Source organism: Acidaminococcus intestini DSM 21505, assembly GCF_000425045.1.
GTDB lineage: Bacteria > Bacillota > Negativicutes > Acidaminococcales > Acidaminococcaceae > Acidaminococcus > Acidaminococcus intestini.
Genome location: NZ_AULA01000035.1, coordinates 1 through 26,949, shown reverse-complemented (window position 1 = coordinate 26,949; position 26,949 = coordinate 1). Strand labels below are relative to the sequence as shown.

Annotated in this window: 25 protein-coding genes and 1 pseudogene; 14 read left to right on the top strand and 12 right to left on the bottom strand. The window is 42.8% G+C overall.

Translation table 11 applies throughout. From position 1 onward, the window contains the following. From H503_RS0109655 to H503_RS0109630, 6 genes are all read left to right on the top strand, one after another. Positions 1-295, top strand: a 295-nt coding sequence (locus tag H503_RS0109655; protein WP_026385710.1) for an IS3 family transposase, incomplete at its 5' end; no start/stop codon positions are given. Between the two features lie 233 nt (positions 296-528). Further along, on the top strand, positions 529-1,911 hold the full coding sequence (rlmD, locus tag H503_RS0109650; protein ID WP_009014505.1) for a 23S rRNA (uracil(1939)-C(5))-methyltransferase RlmD: 1,383 nt from the start codon (positions 529-531) through the stop codon (positions 1,909-1,911). 205 nt (positions 1,912-2,116) lie between these two features. Further along, positions 2,117-2,824: an SDR family oxidoreductase gene (locus H503_RS0109645; RefSeq protein ID WP_009014506.1), complete on the top strand. Its 708-nt coding sequence runs from the start codon at positions 2,117-2,119 to the stop codon at positions 2,822-2,824. 222 nt (positions 2,825-3,046) lie between these two features. Further along, positions 3,047-3,499 (top strand): MarR family winged helix-turn-helix transcriptional regulator, encoded by a 453-nt coding sequence (locus tag H503_RS0109640; protein WP_016459412.1) that lies wholly within the window; start codon positions 3,047-3,049, stop codon positions 3,497-3,499. Continuing rightward, positions 3,492-3,974, top strand: coding sequence for a GNAT family N-acetyltransferase (locus tag H503_RS0109635; protein ID WP_022227469.1), 483 nt, complete (start codon positions 3,492-3,494; stop codon positions 3,972-3,974). The genes H503_RS0109640 and H503_RS0109635 overlap by 8 nt, the downstream gene beginning before the upstream one ends. Before the next feature lie 123 nt (positions 3,975-4,097). After that, complete coding sequence (locus H503_RS0109630) at positions 4,098-4,445, top strand: GNAT family N-acetyltransferase (protein ID WP_009014508.1); 348 nt, start codon at positions 4,098-4,100, stop codon at positions 4,443-4,445. A gap of 633 nt (positions 4,446-5,078) precedes the next feature. Here H503_RS0109630 and H503_RS0109625 read toward each other — a convergent pair. Beyond that, positions 5,079-6,794 carry an IS1634 family transposase gene (locus H503_RS0109625; protein ID WP_022227468.1) on the bottom strand — a complete coding sequence of 572 codons (1,716 nt, stop codon included), beginning with the start codon at positions 6,792-6,794 and terminating at the stop codon, positions 5,079-5,081. A gap of 443 nt (positions 6,795-7,237) precedes the next feature. Here H503_RS0109625 and H503_RS0109620 point away from each other — a divergent pair, with 443 nt between their 5' ends. Together H503_RS0109620 and H503_RS0109615 are read left to right on the top strand one after the other, a co-directional pair. Further along, the gene (locus H503_RS0109620; RefSeq protein ID WP_009014510.1) at positions 7,238-7,648 is read left to right on the top strand and encodes a TIGR04076 family protein; all 411 of its coding nucleotides are present in this window, start codon (positions 7,238-7,240) and stop codon (positions 7,646-7,648) included. Positions 7,649-9,112: 1,464 nt separating this feature from the next. Next, positions 9,113-9,637 (top strand): hypothetical protein, encoded by a 525-nt coding sequence (locus H503_RS0109615; protein WP_026385709.1) that lies wholly within the window; start codon positions 9,113-9,115, stop codon positions 9,635-9,637. Positions 9,638-9,883: 246 nt separating this feature from the next. On the opposite strand, the gene H503_RS0109610 is transcribed toward H503_RS0109615, so the two are convergent. Further along, a complete protein-coding gene (locus tag H503_RS0109610) occupies positions 9,884-16,084 on the bottom strand; it encodes an ESPR-type extended signal peptide-containing protein (protein WP_026385708.1) in 6,201 nt (2,066 codons plus the stop codon). Positions 16,085-16,285: 201 nt separating this feature from the next. On the opposite strand from H503_RS0109610, the gene H503_RS0109605 reads away from it, so the two are divergent. The 4 genes from H503_RS0109605 (at position 16,286) to H503_RS12040 (ending at position 19,088) form a co-directional block, all read left to right on the top strand. Further along, positions 16,286-16,636, top strand: coding sequence for a transposase (locus H503_RS0109605; protein ID WP_026385707.1), 351 nt, complete (start codon positions 16,286-16,288; stop codon positions 16,634-16,636). Continuing rightward, positions 16,617-17,462: an IS3 family transposase gene (locus tag H503_RS0109600; protein WP_026385706.1), complete on the top strand. Its 846-nt coding sequence runs from the start codon at positions 16,617-16,619 to the stop codon at positions 17,460-17,462. The genes H503_RS0109605 and H503_RS0109600 overlap by 20 nt, the downstream gene beginning before the upstream one ends. Positions 17,463-17,711: 249 nt before the next feature. Next, positions 17,712-17,999, top strand: coding sequence for a DUF389 domain-containing protein (locus H503_RS12590; RefSeq protein ID WP_211219256.1), 288 nt, complete (start codon positions 17,712-17,714; stop codon positions 17,997-17,999). A gap of 12 nt (positions 18,000-18,011) precedes the next feature. After that, positions 18,012-19,088 carry a DUF389 domain-containing protein gene (locus tag H503_RS12040; RefSeq protein ID WP_211219255.1) on the top strand — a complete coding sequence of 359 codons (1,077 nt, stop codon included), beginning with the start codon at positions 18,012-18,014 and terminating at the stop codon, positions 19,086-19,088. A gap of 10 nt (positions 19,089-19,098) precedes the next feature. Here H503_RS12040 and H503_RS12995 read toward each other — a convergent pair. The 10 genes and pseudogenes from H503_RS12995 to H503_RS12035 all read right to left on the bottom strand — a co-directional run. Next, positions 19,099-19,285 (bottom strand): annotated as a pseudogene (locus H503_RS12995) (IS4 family transposase); the annotation flags it as partial. A 223-nt stretch (positions 19,286-19,508) separates the two neighbouring features. Next, complete coding sequence (locus H503_RS0109590; RefSeq protein WP_023054281.1) at positions 19,509-21,074, bottom strand: recombinase family protein; 1,566 nt, start codon at positions 21,072-21,074, stop codon at positions 19,509-19,511. Continuing rightward, a complete protein-coding gene (locus H503_RS0109585; RefSeq protein WP_026385704.1) occupies positions 21,071-22,714 on the bottom strand; it encodes a recombinase family protein in 1,644 nt (547 codons plus the stop codon). Before H503_RS0109585 ends, H503_RS0109590 begins: the two co-directional genes overlap by 4 nt. A gap of 49 nt (positions 22,715-22,763) precedes the next feature. Then, positions 22,764-22,925: an SHOCT domain-containing protein gene (locus H503_RS12895; protein WP_299000320.1), complete on the bottom strand. Its 162-nt coding sequence runs from the start codon at positions 22,923-22,925 to the stop codon at positions 22,764-22,766. Continuing rightward, positions 22,918-23,310 carry a hypothetical protein gene (locus H503_RS0109575; RefSeq protein ID WP_026385703.1) on the bottom strand — a complete coding sequence of 131 codons (393 nt, stop codon included), beginning with the start codon at positions 23,308-23,310 and terminating at the stop codon, positions 22,918-22,920. Before H503_RS0109575 ends, H503_RS12895 begins: the two co-directional genes overlap by 8 nt. A gap of 122 nt (positions 23,311-23,432) precedes the next feature. Beyond that, positions 23,433-23,699 carry a hypothetical protein gene (locus tag H503_RS0109570; protein WP_233539607.1) on the bottom strand — a complete coding sequence of 89 codons (267 nt, stop codon included), beginning with the start codon at positions 23,697-23,699 and terminating at the stop codon, positions 23,433-23,435. Between the two features lie 2 nt (positions 23,700-23,701). After that, a complete protein-coding gene (locus H503_RS0109565; RefSeq protein WP_026385701.1) occupies positions 23,702-24,259 on the bottom strand; it encodes an N-acetylmuramoyl-L-alanine amidase family protein in 558 nt (185 codons plus the stop codon). Further along, a complete protein-coding gene (locus H503_RS0109560; RefSeq protein ID WP_026385700.1) occupies positions 24,256-24,435 on the bottom strand; it encodes a hypothetical protein in 180 nt (59 codons plus the stop codon). The genes H503_RS0109565 and H503_RS0109560 overlap by 4 nt, the downstream gene beginning before the upstream one ends. 2 nt (positions 24,436-24,437) lie before the next feature. Further along, complete coding sequence (locus H503_RS0109555) at positions 24,438-25,298, bottom strand: hypothetical protein (RefSeq protein ID WP_026385699.1); 861 nt, start codon at positions 25,296-25,298, stop codon at positions 24,438-24,440. Positions 25,299-25,310: 12 nt separating this feature from the next. Then, a complete protein-coding gene (locus tag H503_RS12035; RefSeq protein WP_248604862.1) occupies positions 25,311-25,646 on the bottom strand; it encodes a hypothetical protein in 336 nt (111 codons plus the stop codon). A 58-nt stretch (positions 25,647-25,704) separates the two neighbouring features. On the opposite strand from H503_RS12035, the gene H503_RS0109545 reads away from it, so the two are divergent. Both H503_RS0109545 and H503_RS0109540 read left to right on the top strand, forming a co-directional pair. Beyond that, a complete protein-coding gene (locus H503_RS0109545; protein ID WP_026385695.1) occupies positions 25,705-25,986 on the top strand; it encodes a transposase in 282 nt (93 codons plus the stop codon). Next, positions 25,923-26,897, top strand: a complete 975-nt coding sequence (locus H503_RS0109540) for an IS3 family transposase (RefSeq protein ID WP_155877848.1) — start codon at positions 25,923-25,925, stop codon at positions 26,895-26,897. Before H503_RS0109545 ends, H503_RS0109540 begins: the two co-directional genes overlap by 64 nt. Positions 26,898-26,949 lie beyond the last annotated feature (52 nt).

Sequence of the window (26,949 nt, the reverse complement as noted above, 5' to 3'; positions counted from 1 at the left end):
GGATCAGGGATGGCAGTATCAGCATGAATATTACAGAAGTGAATTGAAAAAGCATGGAATTATACAGTCAATGTCGCGTAAGGGCAACTGCTATGACAACAGTATTATGGAGACCTTTTTTGGTCGGATGAAAAATGAAATGTATTACGGAAGCGAAAAAGAATACACCTCGTTCAAGGTATTTGCTAAAGCAGTGAAAGAATACATTCATTATTTCAACAAGGAAAGGATTCAGAAAAAAACAAAATGGATGCCTCCCGAAATATATCGGGAAACATCCACTAATGCCATTTAACTAATTTATATGCGTCCAGTTTTTGGGGTACACATCAAGAAGCGTCTCTCTATCCTGAATAGCTACTCTTATGGTAGATGATGAAGATATTATCTGTCAATCATTAATTTTGCAAGATGATTCATTTTTTCAAAATATCGTTTTTTTGAGGTAAATTTAGCTTTACAATTTTTGTACAAAGAGAAAACAGGGAAAAGTTGCCTTCCCTCTTCTTCCCCGCTATAATGATTGGTATGAAAAGAGATAAACGCACAACCACACCTAACGAACATATTGAAATCACCATAACGGGGCTGGGCAGTTCCGGTGAAGGGGTCGGTAAAGTGAAAGGATTTACCTATTTTATCCCCGGAGCCCTTCCTGGTGAACGAGTAACGGCCGCAGTCACAGCCAAAAAGAAAAACTACGGCCTGGGACGCTTGGAAAAGATCCTGGTCCCCAGTCCGGACCGAATCACACCGCCCTGCCCTGTCTATGAAGCCTGCGGCGGCTGCCAGATCCAGCATCTAGCCTATGAGGCGCAGCTTGTTCAAAAGCGTCAGACCGTCATCGATGCCTTGGAACGCATTGGTCATTTTTCGGGCATCAACGTGAATCCCACTTTGGGAGCCGATGATCCGTGGCATTACCGCAACAAGATGCAGGTCCCTGTGGCAGAAGGGAAAAAGCACAGCCTGTCTATTGGCTGCTTTGCCCAGGGCACGCATCACGTCATTGACGTAAAGCGCTGCCTCATCCAGCATGATGCAAATAACGAACTTACGGCCGTCGTCCGTGCCTGGATGGAACGCTACCATATCCCGGCGTTAAAAGAAGACGCCCGCACGGGCATCGTGCGCCATATCATGGGCCGCGTCGGCGTCCAGACCGGAGAGGTCATGGCTGTCCTTGTCACCAATACGGACCGTGTACCCCATCTCAAGGAACTGACCCATATGCTGAAAGAAGCCATCCCCGGCTTTGTTACCTTGGTACAGAACGTCAATACCCGCCACACAAACGTCATTATGGGTCCCCACAACAAGGTAATCTATGGGCCCGGTGTCATCCATGACCGCTTGGGCGACCTAACCTTTGTCATTTCCCCCCATTCCTTCTTCCAAGTCAATACGCTGCAGGCGCAGCGCCTTTATGAAACTGCCCTTTCCTATGCCGCCCTTGAAGGAAAGGAAAACGTTATCGACCTTTACTGCGGCACAGGAACGATTACCCTTTTTCTCGCCCAAAAGGCACGGCACGCCTTGGGAATCGAGATTGTCGCACCAGCGATTGCTGACGCCAGAAAAAATGCCCGGGACAATCACATCAAAAACAGTGAATTCATCTGTGCTGATGCGGCTAAAGAGCTGCCCCTTCTTGTGAGGGACGGAATCCGCCCCGACGTCGTTGTCCTTGATCCGCCAAGAGCCGGCTGTGAGCGGCCCGTTCTTGACGCCATCCTTGCCGTGCGTCCCAAACGCGTCGTCTACGTTTCCTGCGGACCGGCCTCTCTTGCCCGTGACGCCGCCATCCTTTGTGAAGGCGGCTATAACATTCGTCAAGTCCAGCCCGTTGATATGTTCCCTCACACGAGCCATGTCGAGACAGTGGTATTGATGTCAAGAGTACAGAAGTAAATAGCCTTAGAAACCCTTGAAATATAGGAATTTTGGGGAGTCAAGGGGAAAATCCTCGACTCCCTAATTTTTATATAAAATAACTTAGTGGGAACATATCGACTTGGAGAAATTCAGAGAGTTGAGTTGACAGCTTGAAAATATGGTAGGTTGTGTAGATAGGATAGTTATTTTGTAGGTTGAGTTGATTATTTTGAAGGATAAAATGAGTTTTACTAATAAAGTTGTAGTTGCCACTGGCGGAGTAAAGGGAATAGGGAAATGCATTGTGGATGAGTTCAAAAGTCGTGGTGTGAAGGTCTGCATTATAGATATTCTCAATAATGATTATTTTATTGGAGATATCAGTGATAAGGCAACGCTAGAAAGATTTGCTGGAAAAGTAATAACGGATTATGGGCACGTAGATGTATTGGTCAATAATGTCCTGCCGCCAATGAAAGGCATTGACGAATGCAACTATGAGGATTTTAATTACGCTCTTAGAGTTGGGATGACGGCTCTATTCTACTTGAGCAAATTATTTGCTCCGCATTTTTCAAGTGGAGCATCAATTATCAATATCTCATCATCAAGAGATCGAATGAGTCAGCCACAGACGGAAAGCTATACTGCTGCCAAAGGTGGCATCGTAGCCTTGACGCATGGGATGACAGTATCATTTGCTGGCAAAGCAAGAGTGAATTCTATTTCTCCGGGATGGATTGATAATGCCTATAAAGATAATGACGAAGCAGATGCTAAGCAACACCCAGCAGGGCGAGTAGGAAATCCATTGGATATTGCCAATATGGTTCTTTTTCTCAGTTCGGACAAGGCGGGTTTCATCACCGGTGAAAATATCTGCATTGATGGTGGAATGACTAAGCAGATGATTTATCATGGAGATAATGGGTGGCTACTGAACGAATGATATAAATCGTAATTTTATCATCGAGATAAGTTTATAAAAATTAAATATCTTTAACACCGATAAGGGCAATTGTAGATATTTACAATTGCTCTTTTCTTTAATGAATATATGAAAAAGTTAGTTGCCATTATAGAATAAAACAATAATTAATAGGTTGACAAAAGCAATTAAAACATTTATAATTCATTTAGTTGCTTCAAGCAACCTGATGGAGGTAATAAGATGCAGGAGAAACTTGATGCTATAGAACAGATTCGTAAATTCAACCGTTTTTACACACCTCTCATAGGAATATTGGATCGCAATTATTTAGATAGCGGATATTCTGTTACAGAGAATCGTATTCTATTTGAGCTTTATGAAAACGAAAGACTTAGTGCAAAGTATTTATGCAATCTATTACTGTTAGATAAGGGATATATTAGCCGTGTCATATCTGGATTCGAAAAGAAAAATATGATAACAAGAAAAGCTTCTAGTACAGATGGACGCAGCCAAGACATATCACTTACTGAATATGGAATAGATGAGGCGAAAAGGGTAATCGAAATCACATACAATAAAATATTTGAAATGATTGAAAATCTGAACAAAGAGGATTGTGATGCTGTTTGTAATGCCATGATCTGCATAGAAGAAAAATTATCAAAGAATGGAGATAAAATAAATGAGTAATTTTGTTATAAGAGAAGTAGGATCTGGTGAAGTAAGCTTAGTTTCACATTTTTATTATAAGATATTTGAAACGCAGTTTGATTTTCTGCCTAGTACAGAGCAATATTTCCTTCACGCTTGCGAGGAATTATTCGATAATCCTGAAAAAAATAAGATGTGGATTATAGAGAACGGTGGAAAAATCAAAGGTTCTATCTGTGTAATAGATAGAGGAGAACATGATGCTCAGCTTAGATTATTCGGTATGGATGCTTCATTACAAGGAAAAGGTGCAGGTAAGGCTTTAATGCAGACAGCAATGGATTACTGTAAGAAAATGCAATATACCCATGTAAGCCTATGGACAATTGATATCTGTAAAGCAGCAAGACATTTGTATGCAAAATTTGATTTTAAACTTACTGATACAAAAGAAAATAATACCTGGGCTAATTATTCGATGACAGAGGAATTGTGGGAGTTTAATGATGATTGAAATTGTACCTGCTTATGATAGGATTGATGAATTCTATGAACTAGTAAAATAATACACAGATATGATTCTTAAAGAGGATCCAGAAGTAGGCAAGACATTATCGTCACAGAAATTTTCACTGAAATGTATCATTTCAGTGAAAAATATGGTTATTCAAACGGAAAAATGTATATTGCACTAGTAGATGAAAAGCTTGCTGGCTGTGTGGCCCTAACAAAAAATGATGATGACTATTGTGAAATTAAGAGACTTTATATTAGAGAAGAGTTTCGTGGAAATCATTTAGGTAATATGTTATCTGAGAAGATTATTGAAGATGCCGGAGCAATAGGATATAAGTACATGCGATTAGATACAGTTCCATTTATGAGTAGTGCTATTAAAATATATGAAAAGGTAGGATTTAAATTTATAGAAAAATACAATGTTAATCCGGCATCAAATGCAATTTTCATGCAGCTGGATCTATAGAAAATAGAAGTTTAAATGTGCATTGTTTACACGTCAGATTCCAATTTGTAGTTGAGGAGTAATTTTTCTAAAATGGCTTATTGTATAATTGCGGCACAATTGCTTTGGAGTGTGCAAATGCACCTGTTTCAATAATTCAACAGTAGAAAAATTAGATTGTATCAACGACTGTTGGAAGTCCGATGTAATCCGTCTATCGTTGATACAATGGAAAGTAACAGACATATTTGCAAAAGGGAGTTTGGAAATTCGACTCGCAAGGTTGAAAGCCAAACTTCCTTTTTTATTACCAAGGTTAGGTTCTGTTTTTTGGGAGTGAAACCCCTTAAACGATTGCTGGCAGTATAATTTCAGGAGTATACTATGCCTGAGAGACGCATATATTTTGCATTAAAGAATAAAATAGGTATTGGGACGGAAAAGTAGGCATTGGATAAGTCATGTTGAAAAGTTATGTATTTGACAAATTGGTTAAATGCTGCGATAATGAAATGTTTTTGATTATTATATTGTATTTTTGCAGTATTTATAGTATTATTTTATAATTAATACTTTCAAAATAATAAAGAGCTAGAAATGCGTATTTATAGGCGTTTCTAGCTCTTTATATCTGCGAAAAAAAGTGAGTAAGTTTTATATTTTCTTAGTAGTTCTTAAAATTTTTTTCATTTGTTTTTCACTCAGTACTTCATAATCCGTTCGGAATCCGAAGGCATTTTGTATGGCGTCGGTAATCTCCGTACGTGTATACGCTGGCACGTAATCGTCTATAGGAAGTTGAAGAAAGTTCATATCCTGTAATGTATGAATCAGCTCACGGGGCGTATAGGAGTTTCCCAGCTTTTTCTCAAGCAGCCGATACAAGGTCAGAGATAAAAAACATATCAGGAAATGGGCGCGTATACGGTCTTCTCGGGAAAGATAGACTGACCGTGCCTTGAATTCCGTCTTCATTAGCCGAAAGGATTCTTCTATTTCCCAACGTCGTTGGTTTATACGAATAATGACTTCAGGAGATTCGTCTAAACTGATGCATACCGCGTAAAACCCATCATATTGAGATTCTTTCCGTATCCGTTCGTCATCCATCTCATATAGTTCTTTCTTGGCTACTTCGCCATCAACGGTAATCTTTGTCTTCTTGACGAAACGTTTGTAATCATTCGTGCCGTATGCCTTAAGGGACTTACTGTGAGTGGATATGCCATTAGAAGCGCGCTGTATCTGCTGTTCCCGTATATTCTGTTGGTAGTGTCTGTACTTTAAGGAAAACGTCACAATTAAATGCTGTTCCAGCCCATCTTCTTGAATCCATCGATCCTTGAAGAACGTCATCTCTTCATATTCGGGTCCTAATGCGTCTAAGTCTGTCAGGTCATATTCTTTCTTGGTTCCCGACAGTTTCCATCCCTTCGGGTCCAAGGCCCATTGTTTTAAATGAGCCTTTAAATTCTTTATGGACTGGGTCGTCACAAAGGCGCGTTCCCCACGGGTATTGAATTTCCGGTTGGAAAGAGAGGAGATGCCTCCGTCAGTACAGACGATGAAGCGAGATAGGTTGAAGTCATGTACAATCTTTTCTTCCAAGGGCTGTAATGTAACTTGTTCATTCGTATCGCCGCTGTGAAGACAATACGCCAAAGGGATGCCATCGCCGTCCATGAACAATCCCATTTCGACGATAAGACTAGAGCGATGCTCCTTGGAAGGACCATATTGGCGTATACCGTCTTCTTGTTCGATTTCAAAGAAGAAGTTGGTGCAGTCGTAATACAGCACCTTACTATTCTGGGCACATAACCGCTCGCTGTTGGCATACAGCTGCGATTGGATAAAGGAATCTTCCGCAGATAATATCCCTAAGCTACGATACAGATGATGTAACTCCATCTGATGGGGCTCAAGCATTTTTTTAGAATACTCATAGCTGCTTAGCTTAGAAGAAGGGTAAAGAATGCGAATATATATTAGTCGAGACAAGCATTCATTCAGATTAAACTTGAATTTATAACGGGAAGAAATATCCTGACAGATAGCAGGGAGGCCTAATTGATGGTATAACGATTGCAAGAACAGATAGCCTCCAGAAAATTGGAGTTGTTTATCCATAGGAATAGGCTTGGATTGCTTGAAATGAATCACAATTTCACGCTTTTGCTCTTTTTCTAATTCGTTCAACTGTTGGATATATTCTTTTGCCCAAGCGACAGTATCATCGTGCTTTTTCTTAAGTTCTTCATAAGTGCCTAATTTTTCAACGACCTTAGAAGAATGTTTGCCATTAATATAGCAAGAACGGATAACGTAAAAAGATTGAGCATTCTTAGATTTGGAAATTTGCAGTCTCATGGTAATCCCTCCCATGGATATTACAACACATTACTAAAGAGTACTTAAGAGAAGAATGATAAATTTGACAAAAAATAAGCCTTAAAGGGCAGTATGAGTGGATTTTCAATTATGAGGTTATTGAGAAAGTATCAAATTCCCAAGTTTAAATCCGGTACTAGTATTGGGGTAGTAAAGTAGGTATAAATAATGAAACACCTTGCAGAAATGCAGGGTATTTTGTGATTACAAGTCTAAGTGGGAAAGCAAAAAGACGTGTTTTATGATATAACATAGTCTAATAGAGATAGAAATCAGTAATTGTGAATTATGGCGGAAACTTGTACACCGCCAAGGTGCATTTTATATTTGCGGGCAAAGGTCGCAAGTTCGATCCATGCATTCCGCCTTAATTAAATATAAGGTTAGACAAACAAATCGGAAGTTGTATGGAGGAGAAAAATATGAAACATCAGTGCAAAATAACGGTTTTGGAAACTAAGGTATTTCCGGATTTGCAGGAAAAATATCTTGCTGATCCGAAGTCTGGACCATGTCCGTGTTTTAAAGTTGGAGATGAATTTATTTTGGATAGGACATCCCAAAAAGATGACTTCTACCATCTGATGAATGGTCAGTTTTGCGGTGAAGCGTGGGATGCAGTTAGTCGCTATGTATATACTGCGCTGCAGGGAGGATCCATCATGCACGGCTGGACAAATGACGAACGCATGATGATTGCTTGCTGCAATGATGGAACTAGACCAGTTATCTTCAAGATTGAGCGTATAGATATTCCTGAAAACAGGGATGAAGAAGAATGGCTATCTAAGCAGAACTTCAAAAATACTGCAGATAATGCATATACGGGATAAATCAAAATTTCATTTTATAGAATCGTTACTAATAAAAAATTGTCCTTAAAATACTTCGTGGATATGTTTCCAACAACTAGGACTTTAGACAAAAAACGGTGGATATGTTCCCGACAACGTTCAACGACTAAAAAAAGCGATATGACGTTCTTGCTATCCTCTCATGCCATGTCGAGACAGTCGTTCTCATGACGCGGGCGCAGTAAGGAAGCCTCGCAAAGATGCTGTGATGCTCTCTTGCGGAAAAGGCACCTATCTCAAACGAAAAACAGAGAGTCACCATCCAAATCCGTCTTGTGATTTGGATGGTGACCTCTTTATTTAATGAGTCCCATGTAGAAAAAAGCGTTTTCTACATGGCTCATTTCTTTGGCTTGTACGCTTGTTAAGAAAATTTGTCCCTTACAAAAACGATAAGAGCCAGCCTTAGAACTGCATTTCCTTCAGGAACTCGTCTTGTTTTTCAAAAATATCTTTCAAGGCAGCATCGCGCTTTTTGCATACCTCGTCTTCAGATAGAGTTTCTTCAACATGAACCCTTACAGCCCGAAGAATCGTCCTCCCCTCCCATTTATCGAAAGATGTTTCCGTGTTGGAAGATTGGATTGCCTTCCCATAAAAAATAGAGTCATATCAATCTGATAGGGTTCTATTTTTAAATGGATGACACGACTCCCTAGCGGAACGGACCCGTTTTGAAGAAATCGAGTTCCAAGGCAACGTGCGTAAAGGCGTAGCGAGAACTTAGAGACCCAATGAGTTTAAATTCTTTCCCATCAGTCCAAATTGGAAACGGACGCCATGGGCGCATTACTGGCAAGGACGAGTCCCACCACCTTTTCCGCCCCGCCTTCTTTGAGGAGGCGGGCCGCTTCTTCAAGGGATGCGCCCGTCGTTGCAATATCATCTCAAAGGTGTCCGTATTTGATACAATCGAACGATAGTCAGAATTTTGAACACCCCGTGTGCATGTTAAAAAAAATAGGTGGATACTAATTTTAACCCTCTTATTTTTTCTAACTCCTTTCTCACTAGGAATTTCTTTATTAATTGCAATGAAGTTGCCCAGATCCGCAATAGTTAAAAGTCGATTTGAAGAATTAATTTATAATTCTTCAAATTACGACAAATCTCAATTTTGAAAATATTGCAGTTAACTTTATTAATTTCATAAAAATTCTGAATTGAAAAGGACGGAAGTTTGCCAACTGAACAGGCCTACAACATAACCCTAAATTTGTCCTTGGCACTATAAAACATATTTAAGCCCCAATTTTACTCACATCTATCATCTATATACAATTCATGATATAATTTGATTGTATTGGCGTATCTTCGTTACACTTAAGTTAATATTTATCGATGTAAAAAATAGCTCATCTATTCCACTGTTTTCTAAAAACTTGCGTTTTTTATTTTAATCTTTAATTCTATTGTGCTTTTCGAAAATAGGTGATATTAAAAATGATTATGTTTATAAGTGATTCTTTGTTTTTATTATATATCGTCACTTTTCTTGTGATAATTATTACCATCTATAAATGCATTAAGGCTAAGAAAATAGAAACAAAAACTATAGTGATTATACTAATAGGAGTTGTATATTTATTATTCTATTCGTATGAATCCATACCATCCGAAAAGGTTCAATATAATCACATAGCAATATCAGACGTAGAGGGATTATCAGAAAAAGAAATTGTTAACAAAATACTAATCCAAGAATTTGACTATTATAAATCCGAGAGATTATTCACTAAAAATCAAATTTTCGATTATAAAATTAATCGAATTAATGGCCCAATAAACGATACCAGTAAGACAGACAATCACTATTATGATGTATCATATTCAGTAAAAACCATAGCTCCGGCTTGGATTGCAGGTAATGGAAAAAATGAAGGCCTATGGGTAAATAGCAAATCTGAGTTCTATAATTTAATCAAAAATAATGACCAATATATTCTAACCCGTGTTGGTGGCTTATAATTGTAATATGCACCAACTATTAAATTAACCAAGTGATGATGAATAAAAAAGTCAAACTGCAATCAGAATTTAAAATTTTCCCAGATATCATCTATCAACACTATCATAAAAAACTATATTTTATATACTTATACACTTCTACTGGTAACCCATCTTCAAGCCCAACTTTATATTCAACACTAATATAAAAGCGTCAGTCACTCCTTTCGAGCAACTGGCGCTTTTATACTTCTTATCTACCGTGCCCTACTTTTGAATATGGTTTCCGTAAACATCACGGTACACATTTTGGGTTTTATCATCTTTATCATTTACCCGTACACGTTCCACCTTATGCCGATCATTATCTTTACCGGAAATTCGGTCTACGCGGAAACGATCGATATTCTGCACTTTAACCAATTCAGGACCAAAGTCATCTACAGAACGGGTCATGTTACCATCCGAAGGCGCTCCATTTTGTAAAGCCCTGTAAATAATGGCTGCGTATTCATAACGTGTCATCGCTCTATCGCCTTTAAATTCTCCATCCGGATATCCTTTCAGATAACCTCGTTCCGCTAAGTTCTTAACATACTCATAAGCCCAATGATTTTCCGGTACATCTGGGAAGATCATAGTTCCGGTTGCTGTAGGAACCAATTTTGCAGGCTGACCCGATTCATAGGCTGCCAATTTTTTTGTCAGCGTTTCAATCTGATTCTTCATAGCCAACATATCTTTAGCCATGGAAACACGTGAACGGGAGATGTGGCTCTTCTGCCCAAATTTCCAGCTGACACCAACATTCACCATATTTTCGCCTCCGCTAAAGGAACCTCCCACACTGAACATCGTATCTTCGTTAGGACGATAATACGCTCCGATAGCGACTGCATGAGCATCTTTATAATTACCATACCCTGCAGCAAAATCCCATTTGTCATCTGGATCGAAATCCAATGGGTGCAATCCTGCCAGAGCCGCGGCACCTGCCCCAACACGGTTCACTCGATCTCCCAATTGACTGATCCGGTTTTCCGCACGGTACAACTGGCTTCCATTTACGGCATCCGTACTGGTCGATGAAATATCTCCAGGACCTACATTGGTGATCTTATTTCCACCATTATTCAGCCCATCTTTATTGAGCGTAACATCCTGACCTGCGGAACCGTTTTGGATTGTCATCTCTCCCGTCGTTATGGTAGTGTCTCCAACGTGGACAGTGCTGGCATTTACCGTCGTGATATTCCCAGTGTCTGCTGTAACAGTCTTCGTGGTAACCGAATCCAGTCCTTTCAAATCCTTTGAAAGCCGTATTTTCAGGTTGTCACTTCCATCAGATACCACTCCGATATTGTCTTCCGTTGACAGTTTAGAAGAATCCGTAACGCCCCCAACTACATTCACTTGCCCATTGAGTTTTTTACTGATTACATTCCCTACGTCACCGCCATACTTCATTCCGTCGTTCATAGTGGCAACCGTCTGGGTATTCCCATTGTGATCTTCATAGACAATCCGATCAATACCATCCGTGCCATTATAGCCATCCGTGCCGTCTACTCCATTCACACCTTTTACAACATGGATGTCAGCAGAAGCACCATCCTTGCCATTAATGCCAATATGACCATCGGTACCATTGGTTCCGTCTTTACCTATAGAAGAAATGGTAACCCCATCTTTGCCATCAGCACCTTTTACACCAATAACCCCATTGATGCCATCAGCGCCGTCTTTGCCCCGGCCGCCCACGGTAACAGTATCTGCCTTCAGATTCTTGTCCAATCCGATGACCGGATCTCCATTTGCATCCACTACAGTCTTGATGTTGGAAGCATCATATTCTGCGTCCGCTTTCGTACCATTACCTTTGATGGTCATGGTGCTGTTCAGTTTTTTGGCCACAGATCCTGTATTTCCAGCAAACTTCAGTCCATCATCTAATGTGGCAACTTCATGGGTGACATGCCCATCATCTTCGTAAACAATACGGGTCATACCATTAGCACCATTGGAACCATCCACGCCATCCTGACCCTTCGCAGATTTCATGGTAAGCCCATCTTTCCCGTCTTTTCCATTCATTCCGATAGAGCCATCTTTCCCATTGATGGTAACAGCTGAGCCATCTTTGCCCGTCACACCGATGGAACCGTCTATACCATTTTCGCCTTTTTCACCCAGATTCAGATTATCATTGACATTGACCTTGTACGGATCTTCCGTTGTGCCTGTGCCTGTAACTGTCGTATTTTTCCCATCTACCAATTTAGTAGCATTCTTGGCAATTTCATCTTTCAGCTGGCTGACATTCACAGCATCCGTTCCAGCAGTGCCGGCAGCCACATTGTGAATCTGGTTGCCACCATTATCCAGCCCTTTTTCTGTCAAAGAAACTGAAGAAGTCCCTGGTGCCGGATTTTTCGGCGTGATCGTAATACCCCCAGCACCAATCGTTGTCTCATTCCCATCTTTATCCGTGATGGTCATGCCGCTTCCCTTGGTCACGGTCTTATTTCCTTTATCGTCGGTGGTCGTCACACTGTTCACGTTCAGATCATCGTTCAGGACCACTTTCATCGTTCCGTTTTCCACTTTCGTAGAAATATTTTTGCCGTCCCCGGTAACTTCAATATCCTCTCCCAGGGATTTGTGGACGATATTTCCATCCTGATCCTTTAATCCGAACCCTTTTTCCGTTAAATCAGCAGACTGTTTCGTCAACTGACTGACGTTGACAGCATCTGTATCCGCTGTACCAGCAGCTACGTTGGTAATTTTCGTACCGTTCGCATTGATTTCTTCTTTGGTCACAGAAGGTCCTCCAGCTATGGTCACTCCCTGATTATTGACGGTGGTATCGCCGGCCTTTACCGTCTCAGCGTTTATGGTTTTTGACGTAATACTGTTCAGCCCAGTCACATCTTTTGCCAATTTTACGGTCATCGTATTATTGGCTGAATTGGCAACCACCCCGATATTATTATCGCTTAAATTGTTGCTGTTAGCACCGCCCAAAAGGGACATAGCCTGGTCGGAACCGCGATGGAGCACATTGACATCTGCTTCTGAAGTATTGCCAATGGTCGAATTATCTCCAGCAAACCGCAGAGGCCGCGTCATGGTGTAAAGCTGGCTTCCATTCACAGCATCCGTACTCTTTGCGCTGACCAGACCGGCCGCAACGTTCTGGATGCGCCGTTCTTTCCCCACGGAGCCCACCGTTACAATACCAGCAGGGGTCCCCCCAGCGTATTGATAGGTTCCGTTGCTGCTGTAAGCATCCATCCCTTTCGTAGTGGCTCCTGATGCAACATAAGCAGAGTTACTGCCCAGATAGACGGAATTCCCCAAAGTGGCTGTTACATGGCTGCCCAATATCTGGGTATTGGACAAATCCGTATTCTGCGCCGTGGCATCAAGGGTATTCTGGTTGCCAATGATTTGGATATCCGTCAAATCCTTGTTTTTCTGATTTTTGGCTCGGATAGTGTTTTTCGAACCGGTAATAGCGATATCAGATACAATACCCGCATCGCCTGCTGTACTTGTATCCGGATCCCCGGTAACCATATTCTGATTGCCCGTTACAAAAATATTACCAAAGGCTTTCAGGTTGGCAGAATTATTGGAAAGGGATTCCATTTTCAGCACGTTTTGATTCCCTACAATACGATTGCTGTCCCCTTCCATTCGGTTTTCATTCCCAAAGATCCCCGAATTCGAAGCACTTACATCAGCAGCTGTACCTGTTGCAGCCGTACTGTTCTGGCTGCCCAAAACATATGTATTTGCCCCAGTGACCCGGTTTTGGGTACCGATTGCCCCGGAAGAAACACCTTCTGCCTGTGCATTCGTCCCCACTGCGAGAGCATTTTCTGCCAGTGCCTGAGCCGTATCACCAATAGCGGAAGCACTTTTGCTGTTGCTTTTGGCATCACTGCCGATGGCGATGGCTTTGTCATCAGAAACGCCAGCAGAATAGCCAATGGCAACAGCTTTATCTACGCTGCTTCCACCATTTTTTATAGAGGATGTTGCCAAAGTCCCTATAGCCAGAGAATGATTTCCGGCTGCCTGAGCGCCAGCCCCGATTGCCGTGTTATATTGATAACCGCTGATGGCTAACGTCTGTTTCAGGCTGCCCGGGTTAACCGGATCTTCATAACCGGCTCCCACTGTAATACTGCCAAGGCTCTGCGCTTCTGTATTATTCCCCAGCGCAACACTCCTGTCCCCTAAAGCTTTGGCGCTCACGCCGGCCGCCATGGAATCCTCACCCGTGGCCAGATCGTTGTCATAGTTATTCTGATTCGTGGATTTCACAGAATAGTAATGAGTCTTTGCCGTATCTACAAGTTCTTTGACCTGGGCTACATTGGCTGCATCGGTCCCCAATGTCCCTGCGGCGACATTATGGATTTTCGTTCCCTTATTGTCATTATTACGGAGAGTAATACTGTCTCCATCTCCGGAAGTGACCGTATCATAATAAACTCCGCTTGCCGTTGCCGAAGAAACATTGGCATTGACCTGGGCTACCGTAGCATCGATTGATTTTTTGAGCTGTGCCACTGTCACGGCATCCTGATCTAGTGCCCCGTCAGCTACATTGGTAATACGGCGCAGCGCCGATGCATTGCCGACGGAAACGGCAGTCTTGGGAGCCGCCTGTCCTGTCAGATACCCAGTCCCACTGATCATAGCGGCGTTAGCCACGGAGTCATTGCCAATAGCAACATTGCCGCCTGAAGCCTGTGCGCCCTGACCTAAAGCTACACTGGCCGCATCTGCAGCCTGGGCGTTAAACCCGACTGCCGTAGATCCATTTCCATTCGCCTGTGCCTGATACCCGACTGCAACGGCATCATCAGCAGCTTTCGTCTCACTGCCTAAAGCCGTAGACTGGATCCGCGATACAGCAGAATCGTTTTTATTAGCATGATATCCAATGGAAACATTTTTCCCTTCCGATGTGTTTCCGCCTGCTCCGATATTGGTCCCAGCTTCAGAACCAATGGCAACATTATGATCGCTTTTGACATCATTTCCCGTTTTGTAGCCAATTGCAATGTTCTGTTGTCCGTCAATATTGTTGCCAGCACCGTCTCCGATGACTACATGGGATCCCTTCGCCCCTAATACATCCCCTACCATACCTACCCCTGCATTAGGGCCAAGTACGACAGACCGGACGGCATTGGCACTGGCATCTTTGCCCAAAACCACAGAAGCACTGCTCCCAGCAACAGCTCCGTTCCCAAGAGCAACAGCATCTGCTCCACTGGCTTGCGCACTCTTACCCATAGCCAAGGCATCTGCTCCACTGGCGACTGCCTCTGTTCCAACCGCAATGCTGTCAGCTCCAGAAGCAGCCGCACTTTTGCCTAGAGCCAGTGCGCCTTCCGCCTCAGCCTTTGCGCTGTCTCCAATCGCTGCAGCACTATGACTGTTTTGCGTCACAGCAGCATTGTTGCCCATCGCAATCGCATGATTCGAAGCAACCGTACGGGCCTTCGTTCCAATTGCCATGCTGTTATCGTTGAGCTGAGCATTGGTCCCATCATTATAGACCGTCGCTCCATCCCCCAGGGCAATCGAAGAGTTTCCCCGAGCATTGGCTGCATCACCGATGGATATGCTTGCTTTGCCTCCGCCTATAACCACAGTAGAACTGTCGCCATCAGCCGTCATACCGTTAAAAGATCCGCTGACAGCTTTTCGGCCAATGGCAATACTGTTATCAGCAGATGAAGCAGAACGAGCAGCATCGCCCAGCGCCACAGAATCTTTGCCGTTTGCTTTTGCACTGACACCGATGGCAACAGCATCTTTCCCCACCGCTGCAGCGTCCTCTCCTGTGGAATTGGCACGGAAATACTTCATTCCCGGTTTTGTTTTATCCAAGCCTAAAGCAGAATTCACATTTTTTAGTTCTGTAATATCGGCCGTATTATTGTCGATTTTTCCTGTATTGGCTGTAATCGCATTTTTATTCGCCGCAATATCCGTCTTGTTTTTCTGGATGTCATTGGAATTTTGGCTGATTCCGACCTTATTGTTAGCGATCTCTGTGCTGTTATCCGCAATTTTGTCCGTATTGGCAGCAATAGCTGTTTGGTTATTTTGTACGTCTGTTTTTACTGCATCCACTTCTGCACTGGTTGCGACCCCATCAGTGGATATTGTGATTGTCTTTGTTGTGTCATTTTTAGTTACAGAAATGTTAGTTCCGGCATTCAAAATATCACCGTCATGAACAACTTCAGCGCTACCATAAAGTGCACTTCCAAATACAAGCACAGCTGTTAATACGGTACTAGTCAGTACCCCCCCCGATTTAATAATTATTCTTAATAAAGAATTGCCCGACGTTTTCCCGCCATTTTTTGCTAATTCTGAAACAACCTGGTACTGCCCTTTTGCGTGATTGAATATAACCTTGTAAATTCTATTCAATCTAATCGCCTCCTTTATATTAAAAATAGCATAAAATAACACTCAGCACCTTTAATAGATTAGTTAAACTTTATACGGTGCATTTTTTCTTATTTTAACATCATTTTACTTCCTAAACAATATAATGGACCCATGAATTCAGACCAGTAAATTTATTTTTAAGTGTATGATATAATCCAATTAAATATGGAGGAACACATCATGCCAAAAAGAAAATACACATCTGAATTCAAAAGCAAAATTGTCTTGACCGTATTACAAGGCGAAAAAGATATCAACCAAATTAGTGCAGAACATGTTCTAAATCCCATGATGGTCAGAAAATGGAAACAGGACTTTTTGGCAAATGCCTATCTTGCCTTTGGGACAAACACTGAGCGAAAAACGGCTCAGAGGAAGGAGGAAGATCTGAAGAAAAAGAACGATCAGATGCTGAAAACCATTGGACAGCTTACCCTGGAACGTGATTTTCTTCAGGACTGCTTTCGCCAAGCTGGAGCACCCATTCCACCCATTCCACCCATCCCAGACTATGATCAAAAAGAATCATGACCTATCTGTGCGTCGGCAATGTCAGCTACTGGGTATCAATCGATCGAGCCTGTATTATCAAGAAAGGCCACAAAATACAACATACCAAGCCCTGCAAGAAGATCTGATGAAGCAAATAGACAAAATCCATACGCAGTTTCCTTATATGGGATCACGAAAGATCGTTATCAAACTCAAGGAAAATGGGTACAATATTTGTCGTAAGACTGTACGGCGTCTCATGCAAAAGATGGGAATCTACGCAATTTATCCAAAGCCTAATTTGTCCAAGCGAAACAGCAAAGAGGCTGTGGTGCCGTATTTGCTTCGCAATTACGATGCTCGGTTTCCTAATCAGGTATGGTCCATCGATATTATCTACTTACCGATGAATCGCAGCCATATGTATTTAACAGCCATTATTGATTGGCATAGTCGTAAAATTGTTGGACACTATTTGTCGGATACGCTGGACGCATCATCAGTCATCTTGGCTGTCAAAGAGGCCATTTCTCAACATGGCGTGCCGGCAATCATCAATTCAGATCAAGGATCTCAATTCACAAGTCTCGAATACAAGAATGTGTTAAAGGCATTTGGGATTCGTCAAAGCATGGATGGAAAGAGTCGTTGGGCAGACAACATCATGATTGAGCGTTGGTTCCGCTCGCTCAAGACAGAGCTGATCTATCCCAACGAATTTTCATCTCCAAGAGATCTTCGTAAACGAATTAGCGAGTATGTTACAGAATACAATACGCTTCGCCCACATGCTGCACTTGATTATGTAACACCGGATGCCGTATATTATTCACATTTTTCTCAGTCGTTAACAGAAGTCGCGTAATAAGCTTAAAAATTTTTACTGTGGTCTAGACAAGGGGCCCATTATAAATCATAACATGAAGGTATTCGCTACGGATCTTTTTATGTGTTCAGTTTCATTATACAATTAGCCAATATAAAAATTCTCGAGAATACTCCTTTTATTCCTATTTTACCTATTATTATCAGACTTTTCTGTACAACAATGATTTTCCGGAGAAAAATATGCTATCATGAAAGATAGGAACTAACAGAAAGGAGATCTATCCCTATGAACTTCAATTTTTCACAACTCTTAGACCTCAAGGGCGACTCGGCCCCATTCTCTGAAATCCGACAGCGGATCGCGTCCGATGCTTCGGTGAAAGGCGCAAATCTCGTCATTCTAATCACCGCAATCCTCATTGCGTCCGTCGGCCTCAATATGAACAGCACCGCAGTCATCATCGGTGCCATGCTCATTTCCCCTTTAATGGGTGGCCTTGTCGCAACAGGCTACGGAATGGCAACCTATGACATGCAATTTATCAAGGATTCGATGGTAAAGCTTGGCTTCTAAGTCTCCTTCGCCTTGATTACCTCGGCGATTTATTTTTCTCTTTCGCCCATCAGCGATGCATCTTCCGAACTCTTAGCGCGCACATCCCCGACCATCTGGGACGTTATCATCGCACTAGCAGGCGGTATCGCTGGCGCCATTGGTAACACCCGAAAAGAAAAAACGAATGTCATTCCAGGCGTTGCTATTGCCACGGCCTTGATGCCACCGCTTTGCACCGCAGGCTACGGCATCGCCACGCATTCTTCTACCTTCGTACTTGGCGCGCTCTACCTGTTCTTTATCAACGCATTCTTTATCACGCTTTCCGCATTCTTAGTCTTCAAGGTGCTGCGCGTACCGGCATCGACGACGGTCAACGAAAGCCACATGCAATACCAGCGGACCATTCTCCTAATCGCGGGCATCGTCATCACCATCCCTAGCATTTACATGGCCTATCTAACAGTCAACGACAACATCCGCGATACGCAGATCAAAACGTTTATAGCAAAAGAAGTCGCCTCTGAAAAAGTGAGTGCCGTATCGTATGCCTTCAAAGATGGACTCTTAACGGTCGATCTCATTGGAACACCACTAACCGAGGATCAGGTGGCAGAACTCCAGGCCTCGATGCAGTCGTATTCCAAACTGACAGATGCCAAGTTACACATCGTGCAAGGCAATGTAAACACCATCGGTCAAAAAGAGATTCAACAAATCATCACGAACCGGATCGAAGGACTGGTTGCCAACGATAAAGGAAAATCCTATAAAGAGCTCGCGAGACTTTATTATCCGGCCTACCAAACACAGCAAAGCGATGAACAAATCACCGTTGCTATGAATGCTCAGCTCCCTGCGCTATTTCCACAAATTGTTGCCGCCCAAGGCAGCACCATGCCCGCCCACAGTACGGACGCAAGCACATCAGGCAGTCAATCACAACAATTTCTTGCAAAACTCACTGTCTCGGCCCCACTTTCCCCGACCGATGCCGCGAAGATCCAGCAATGGCTCAAAACACAGACCGACAGCCCTGTTTCGCTCATCGTACAAATGCAAGGACAGGATAGCAGTTTCTACGGCAATGGCATTGCTTGGGAATAAACCGTTCCAGCTTCCGTTGGTAGAAGAACCGCCTCTGAAACACTGCCTCGGACGCGCTTTGCGGTCATGACTGCAAAGCCGCACATCTTGTAGACATTGTAGTTTCGCAAGAACTGGCTGACATGGAATTCGGCAAAGAATTGACGAATCTTGGAAGATGATACTTCACATGAGTGATGATATTGTACAATATTCATGGCATAAGCCTTCCGTTTGTGTTGTGGATTTTCGTTACTTTTATTATACAAAACGGAATGAGTTCATGCTATTTTTATTTCGCGGATTACTAATAAAGATAAATCAGCGGGGTATCAACTGTGAAGCTTAAGTTAATAATATATGAATGCTATACATTAACATACTGTACTCCGTTTTCCCGGAAAGTCATGTCGTTTCTCTCTTGCATTTCCAAATATCCATTTATGCTTTGATTTCTGTGCCATCTTTAAAAGTCACCCAAATATCATCTTTCTCATTTACAGTAATGAAATCTACCAAACTGCACCACAGTCTTTTATCAAAAATGCTAATAAATTCCTGTTTCTGTAAATTTTCAATAAATCTTTCTAGCTGCTGGCCCCTACTTGTACGCTGTTTCATGGTATCGCAAATCTGGTCATACTTTATTTTTATTTTTTCATAGCGGTTAACTAGCTCGCTGTACTCTTGGTTATATTGCACTTGATCCTGTGTCAAGCAAGCATTTTCGGAGATGAGTTGCTGAACCCGTTCTGCTAACAGGTTCATATTGAATTCTAATGCGTTTCGTTTCTTTTCCAAATCTGTAGTATCAACTAGGCGAATCTTTAACAGAATAATATTGCTAAGGATCTCATCTTTATTCTTGATAAGTTGATTGACTGCTCGGACAAATATATTTTCTATCTCATTTTCAGTCAGATGTGGCGTCTTACAATGTCTCTTGAACTTATCATTACAGCGATATACGGTCTGGCGGTATTTATCAGTCGAGTGCCAAACTTTGGCTCCGTACCAACTGCCGCACTGTCCACATTTGATTTTGCTGGAGAAAATGGAGATACCGCTATGACGAATTTTACTATTTTTTCTCTTCCGCATCTCTTCCTGTACCAAGTCAAATACCTGTGGACTGATAATAGCCTCATGGTTATTTTGCACATAATATTGCGGTACTTCCCCTTCGTTCCTCTTACTTTTTTTCGTAAGAAAGTCCACCGTAAATTTCTTTTGAAGCAACGCATCACCTTTGTACTTTTCATTCATGAGAATACTTCGCACCGTGTTGGGTCTCCATATTTTGCACCTCGCAGGTGTTGGAATCTTTTGCTCTGTCAATTTCTTTGCAATAGAATGAAAGGTGTACCCGCTAAGATATAAACGATAAATCAGTTTTACTGTTTCTGCCTGCTCTTTATTCACTACCAGATTGCCGTCCGCTCCCCTGTCATAACCAAGAAAATGACTGAATGCCAAACTGACCTTCCCATCAGCAAACCGTTTCCGATGTCCCCAAGTGACATTTTCTGATATACTCCTACTTTCCTCCTGTGCTAGGGAACTCATAATAGTAATAAGAAGTTCACCTTTGGCGTCTAGTGTCCAGATGTTTTCTTTTTCAAAGTAGATTTCGACCCCGTTATCTCTCAACTTACGTACGATTGTCAAGCTATCCACCGTATTCCGCGCAAAACGGCTGACCGATTTCGTAATGATAAGGTCAATTCTGCCATCCATTGCATCACGAATCATACTTTTAAAGCCTTCCCTATGCAAGGTATTTGTCGCTGAAATTCCTTCATCCGTGTACATCCCAGCGAATTCCCAGTCGCTGCGTCCCTTTATATAATTTGTATAATAGTCAACCTGTGCTTCATAACTTGTAAGCTGTTCATCCCGGTCGGTTGAAACGCGTGCATACCCGGCGACCCTTCTCTTTTTCTGGCTATGAATAGGTTTTTCTGTGTAATTCTGTAGTGTAGCTGGTATGACCTGCACTTTTTTCATGGCAATTGCACCTCTTTATTTTCTCCAGAATAAAACCGGAACAACAGGGTCCGATTCTTCTGAACCTCAATCCATTCCACCTGTTCCCGAAATTTTTGCTCATCAAATGTAGATTCGCCAAGAAGGGCTGCCGCTGTTTTTTTCAGCCAATCTTCTTGGATGCCGCTAGTGTGGACACATTTATATTTGTTCCGACTCCGCCAATACGCTACTCTTCTATTTTTACGTGTTTCCAAACAACGGACAAATTTCACATCACAAGTCGGGCAAAAGATACGTTCTGAAAAGGCACTATAACGGCTGGACAGTCCACTTTTACGGTATTGGACCATTCTTTGCTGTACTTGTTCCTTCCGTTTCTCCGTCCACATATCCTTTAACGCTGTCGATTTCCATGGCTGCTTAATAACCTTGCCGTCCTTTAAGTAAAATAGCAAGGAATGATAAGCCGGCACCACTATTTTCTCTACCCTCTGTAAAAACTCAGTCTTATCAAAAATTGCCATTTCAAGCGCACTCATACAAGCGCGTTCAAGAGCAGGCTGTGGAATGGCACCATAGGCTCCGCACCGTTCCTCCGCTTTTCCTTTATTTGACAGGCACGACCAATATTCACTCGGTTTGCCTTTGTACTTTCTTATGTTATGGATGTAGCTCTTTCCACAAATACCGCACTTGATGATTCCTGTAAAGCAGGATGTGTTTAGGAAATTTCTGGCATATCCGCCACGTTGCTTTCCCGCCTCCTTACGCCATGCCATCTCTTCCTGAACCTGATTGAATGTCGCTGCATCAATAATGGCCTCATGATGATTTTCCACTACATACTTATCCTTTTCTCCATGGTTTATGACCTGATGTTTGGTAATTGGATCTATTACGAAGGTCTTTTGAATGACCAGGTTTCCTTTATATACAGGATTCTGCAACATCTGCTTTATAGTAGAATCCTGAAATAGGTTGCCGTACATCGTATGAGCTCCGATATTGGCAAGCTCTCGCTGTATATCTCTTCGCGTTTTCCCTGCTAAATACCCCTTAAAGACTCTCCGAACAATCGCTGCTTCCTCATTCTGGATAACTAGTTCTCCATCTTTCCATCGGTACCCATAAATGAAGAACTTTGCATGGGGAATTCCTTTTTCGTATTTCTTTTGAAACCTCCACTTGATATTGTCGCTGATAGAGCGGCTTTCTTCCTGAGCAAAGGAGGCAAGGATTGTCAGCATCAGCTCTCCATCACCACTTAGGCTACAAATGTTTTCTTTTTCAAACCAGACTTCGACACCAATCTCTTTTAGGTGCCGAACCGTCTTAAGCAGGTCAACCGTGTTACGTGCAAACCGCTGGATGGATTTCGTAAGAATAATATCAATTTTTCTAGCTTCTGCATCTGCAAGCATACGTTGAAACTCTTTTCTCTTAATAATCTTTGTTCCAGTAATACCATAATCAGCATATACCCCCGCATATTCCCACGCAGGATTTTTCTGTATCAATGAACTGTAATAGCTAATCTGAGCCGATAGGGAATGCTGCATTCTCTCTGACTCTACAGAGACTCGGGCATAGGCAGCAACCCGCTTCCGTTTGGAAATTTCGGTAACCTTCTGTTCTATTTTCCACATTTTCTTTTCCATAGTTGAGCCCTCCTTCCAACTATATATATCACTCTAACCAGTAGAATTATCAAGTGTATAGCCCTCCGAAAAACGGTTGATATTTATGAAGCATTTCCTTCTTGAAGGACTGGTACTCCTTCTTGGTAATAAGTTTATCATTCAACATTTTCCTTGCCAGATTTATCGTTACCTGAAAAGTTATTTCATTAAAAAATAACTTCTTATCCATGGCGGACACCTCCGAACCGGTAAGCAATATAGCAAGCATGAGAGCAGAACTTCCGATGACTATTGCCATAGACAGTGAATGCTTTTCCGCAGGCCGGGCAAGTAAAAGTATAGACTGCCTTCCGCTTCACCAGCGTCAGATGTGCGTTCCACCACTTGTTCCGACAGGCATCACAGCAGAACCGTTTCCGCTTCCGCCCCGGATTCTGATCAATAGGCTTCCCACACTGCTCGCATACTGCTCCATCTATCCTGGTTACCAGACTGTGCCGCCGGCAGAACGACTTCACCGTATTGATGGAAATCTGGAGCTGCATCGCTATCCTGCCATACCCTGCCCCAGCTCGGCGCAGAGCAATAATCTGTTGTTTCTGTTCGTCCGTCATGATGGATACCTCCTAAATTTTTGGTCTTCAGGAGTAACAGGACAGAACGGCTATTACTAAGTACTATAAAAACAAAAAAGCCGATACGGAACATCCTTCCCGATGTTCCGTATCGGCTTTTCTCATACAATCTTCTGCTTTGCATCAGCCACAATAGCTTTGACCGCTTGCTGCAGCAAAGTAATATACAGCCTGTTCCGAATCTTCACCCACCAACTGGTGGTGGTCTGGATTTCCACTTCCAGTGGGTCTGTGAGGTTCTTCATCTGCGCTTCCACCAGCTTCTGGATGTCCTCCATGTCGATGGACTTGATGGCCGCTTCGGCTTCGCTCCTGGCAAAAGATACAACCGTATCGGCGACGGCTTTCTTGATTTCTTCACGGTTCATAGTCATTTACCTCCCAAGATCAGTTGTTCATAATCAGTGACACCCCGGGCTACTGCTCTGGCCAGGGCATCCTGGGCAGAGGCCAGGATTTCTTCATCGCTGGGATTAGTGATGAAGGCCAACTCGACCAGGACAGCTGGCATGTCCGTGTTCGTGAGAACATACAGGCCGTTAACGCCGGGCGTTGCGATTTTCACGCCCCGGTCAGTGGTACCGAGAGCATCGACCAGCTGGCTCTGGATACAGTTGGCCAGCATGCTGCCACGATAACTGCCGGTGCAGGCCCAGGTTTCTGTGCCGTTGGCTTCTTCGGCTTCAGCGGCATTGCAGTGGATGGACACGAAGATGTCGGCATCACTGCTATTGGCGGTTTCACAAATTTCATACAGGCTGTCAGATTGAAGCAGTTCTGTTTCTACGCCTGCAGCATTTAGATAGCTTGCAGCGGATTTACCAACGGCCAATGCTACATCACTCTCGCGTAGGCCCGTTTCTTCATTGACGGCACCTGGGTCGGGATGCCCGTTCGGCGCATGGCCGGGGTTCAGGAATACTTTCATTGCTTTTCTTCTCCTTTCTGATGAACAGCGGTTTTCACGGTCCCGCCGATGTAACCGAGCAAGCCAGAAGCGATGGACATGGCCAGCTCGTTGAGGGCATAAAAAATCGCCAAGATCAGTGCCATGACCAGCCCGATGACGACTATGCAATCAGGGATATTCACTTTTTCAAACATACTTACGCTACCACCTTAATCTGTAGTGTCACTTCTGCATTCGATTCCGAACGCTCTTTTAAATAAGTGTATAAAGTATCAGAAATTTTCCCAGACATTGTTGCCCCTAAATCTGTGTCTATATTATATGTCAAGTCTATGATTTCCTTGATCCCCGTTCCCGTTGTGACTTCAGCCTTACAGGCAGCATAGCGCTGTTCTTCTTTTACCAGGAATATCATCCCTTTATTATCCGCATCCTCGGCAACAACAATCCCTTCTATCTTAGGACTGTCCGGACTCTGCGCTAAGGTCATCAGCAGACTTCCTAAAAGGAACTGTGAGCCTTGTCCTTGCAGTGTAAGGTTCACAGTCGTAAAGGGACTGGTGGGAATCAAAACTGCATCCGTGGCACTGACAATCATGCCATCACTAATCGGCATAGACGCAGAAGCATATTGATGATTCGAACTGACAGTGCCCTGTTCTTTACCATTAACTGTGATTTTCCCGACGTAATAATCATTGTCTGCTTTTAGGGTAATATCGAGCATATTTTGATATTCTGTAGCATACACAGCATTTCTATCCGTATCATATTGCATCGATAACTCTGGATGATTGCAGGTAATCGTAATTTTTTGATGGTCTTTTTGCACCAGGGTTATTTTCTTCCGGGTATCCACACCAACAGATACGTTCGCTGTCCCTTCCACCAGTTCCCCATCGGCCGTATAGAACTTTTTTCCCCGAGCAACATCTCCAATTTCGGCTGTCGTATCGGACACTTCACAAAACCTTGCTTTGCCTCCCGCTGTAAGGGGTAATAATATGGATGGAACTTCCGTGTAATTAGCTCCCGCAATCTTAACATCCACTTTCATGGCTCAGTCCTCCTATTCAATGGTCAGCACTTTGGTCAGACTATCCTGGGATACTGCTACAGAGGTCAAGGAACCTGTCACTTTCGCTCCGTTAATATAGGCGGTTTTACCCGACACAATAGTACTCGCAGCTGCGGTAGCATCTGCCGTATCCACCACACTAGCCTTGCCAGCTACTCCCAGAATCGTCACACCTGCCTTGATGTTATCCGCGACCAGCTTGGCTTGTTCCTCGTTCGTGATGGTAACTGCGCCTTTGCCATTATGGTAGCCTGCCGGGATAGTATACGAACCGTCCACCTTGCCAATACGGCCACTGACAGTGGTGCTAGCATATAAATAGGACAAGTCAAACTGAGGTTTTCCATAAAGTGATACAATAAAAGTATATATAGGGGGCCTTAGTATGACGAAGTTCAACAAACAATTCAAAGTGGATGCTGTCCAATATTACCATGATCATCGTGATTTAGGACTGATTGGGTGTGCCCATAATTTAGGAATTTCCCAACAGACACTGTCCCGATGGCAAAAGCAATTACGGGATAATGGGGAAATGCCATATCGCGGATCCGGAAACTATGCATCTGATGAAGCCAAGGAAATCGCTCGTTTGAAACGTGAATTACGAGATGCCAAGGATGCCATCGATGTCTTAAAAAAAGCTATCAGCATTCTAGACAAATAATCCCTGCCATTTACCATAGCGTCAAACAGGCAGCCGAAAAAGCCCATCAGGGGAAACGCCATTTTTCGGTATCTGGAGTGCTGGCAGAACTGGGCGTTTCTACATCAGGTTACTATGGATGGAGTCATCGCAAATTATCCAAACAAGCTACGCACCGTAAGGAGGTAAAAAAACAGATTCAAACCATTTACGAAGATTCAAAGCAAATCTATGGAGCACCTAAAATTACTAAATTGCTTCAACAGAAAGGTGAATGTATTTCCGAAAGGACAGTGGGCCTTTACATGCGGCAAATGGGGATTCGTGCTTGTTGGGTCAAGCATTATACCGTTACGACCCAGAGTAGTTGTTTGGATGCCATATTGGTTAATATTCTGCAAGAACAATTTAATCCGCCAAGACCAGACACGATCTGGTGCAGCGATATTACTTATATTTGGACCACTGAAGGATTTGTGTATCTGGCCAGTATCATGGATTTGTTTTCTCGAAAAATCATTACCTGGAATTTATCCCGGAAGTTGGATGCATCTGGCATTATTAGGATGATTCAAATGGCAAAGCAAACCAGGAATCCAGGCCGTCTGGTAGTAATCCACACTGACCGCGGTTGTCAATATCTTTCGCAATCCTATATCAAGGAAACCGCACAGATGTGCCGCAGCTATTCGAAGAAAGGCTATCCATGGGATAATGCCTGCATAGAATCATTCCATGCCTTGATTAAGCGAGAATGGCTGAATCGATTTAAGATTGAAAATTATCAACAAGCCTATATGCTGGTGTTTGAATACATTAACACGTTTTATAATACCGTTCGAATTCACAGTCACTGTAACTATATGTCACCCAATGACTATGAAAAATTATATGCAAACTACAAGAAAAAGGCAGCTTTGATTGCTGGATAACTGATTGATAGAAACCTCAATTTAACTTGTACTCAAACTTGACATAGGACCA

Coding starts and splice junctions, on each gene's coding strand:
- H503_RS0109545 (WP_026385695.1), top strand. CDS start 25,705: ATGACGAAGTTCAACAAACAATTCAAAGTGGATGCTGTCCAATATTAC.
- H503_RS0109640 (WP_016459412.1), top strand. CDS start 3,047: ATGCAGGAGAAACTTGATGCTATAGAACAGATTCGTAAATTCAACCGT.
- H503_RS0109590 (WP_023054281.1), bottom strand. CDS start 21,074: ATGAAAAAAGTGCAGGTCATACCAGCTACACTACAGAATTACACAGAA.
- H503_RS0109630 (WP_009014508.1), top strand. CDS start 4,098: ATGTATCATTTCAGTGAAAAATATGGTTATTCAAACGGAAAAATGTAT.
- H503_RS0109645 (WP_009014506.1), top strand. CDS start 2,117: ATGAGTTTTACTAATAAAGTTGTAGTTGCCACTGGCGGAGTAAAGGGA.
- H503_RS0109575 (WP_026385703.1), bottom strand. CDS start 23,310: ATGACGGACGAACAGAAACAACAGATTATTGCTCTGCGCCGAGCTGGG.
- H503_RS0109625 (WP_022227468.1), bottom strand. CDS start 6,794: ATGAGACTGCAAATTTCCAAATCTAAGAATGCTCAATCTTTTTACGTT.
- H503_RS0109555 (WP_026385699.1), bottom strand. CDS start 25,298: ATGAAAGTGGATGTTAAGATTGCGGGAGCTAATTACACGGAAGTTCCA.
- H503_RS12895 (WP_299000320.1), bottom strand. CDS start 22,925: ATGGATAAGAAGTTATTTTTTAATGAAATAACTTTTCAGGTAACGATA.
- rlmD (WP_009014505.1), top strand. CDS start 529: ATGAAAAGAGATAAACGCACAACCACACCTAACGAACATATTGAAATC.
- H503_RS0109600 (WP_026385706.1), top strand. CDS start 16,617: ATGATCAAAAAGAATCATGACCTATCTGTGCGTCGGCAATGTCAGCTA.
- H503_RS0109560 (WP_026385700.1), bottom strand. CDS start 24,435: ATGTTTGAAAAAGTGAATATCCCTGATTGCATAGTCGTCATCGGGCTG.
- H503_RS12590 (WP_211219256.1), top strand. CDS start 17,712: ATGAACTTCAATTTTTCACAACTCTTAGACCTCAAGGGCGACTCGGCC.
- H503_RS0109585 (WP_026385704.1), bottom strand. CDS start 22,714: ATGGAAAAGAAAATGTGGAAAATAGAACAGAAGGTTACCGAAATTTCC.
- H503_RS0109565 (WP_026385701.1), bottom strand. CDS start 24,259: ATGAAAGTATTCCTGAACCCCGGCCATGCGCCGAACGGGCATCCCGAC.
- H503_RS0109605 (WP_026385707.1), top strand. CDS start 16,286: ATGCCAAAAAGAAAATACACATCTGAATTCAAAAGCAAAATTGTCTTG.
- H503_RS0109615 (WP_026385709.1), top strand. CDS start 9,113: ATGATTATGTTTATAAGTGATTCTTTGTTTTTATTATATATCGTCACT.
- H503_RS0109620 (WP_009014510.1), top strand. CDS start 7,238: ATGAAACATCAGTGCAAAATAACGGTTTTGGAAACTAAGGTATTTCCG.
- H503_RS0109635 (WP_022227469.1), top strand. CDS start 3,492: ATGAGTAATTTTGTTATAAGAGAAGTAGGATCTGGTGAAGTAAGCTTA.
- H503_RS0109570 (WP_233539607.1), bottom strand. CDS start 23,699: ATGAACCGTGAAGAAATCAAGAAAGCCGTCGCCGATACGGTTGTATCT.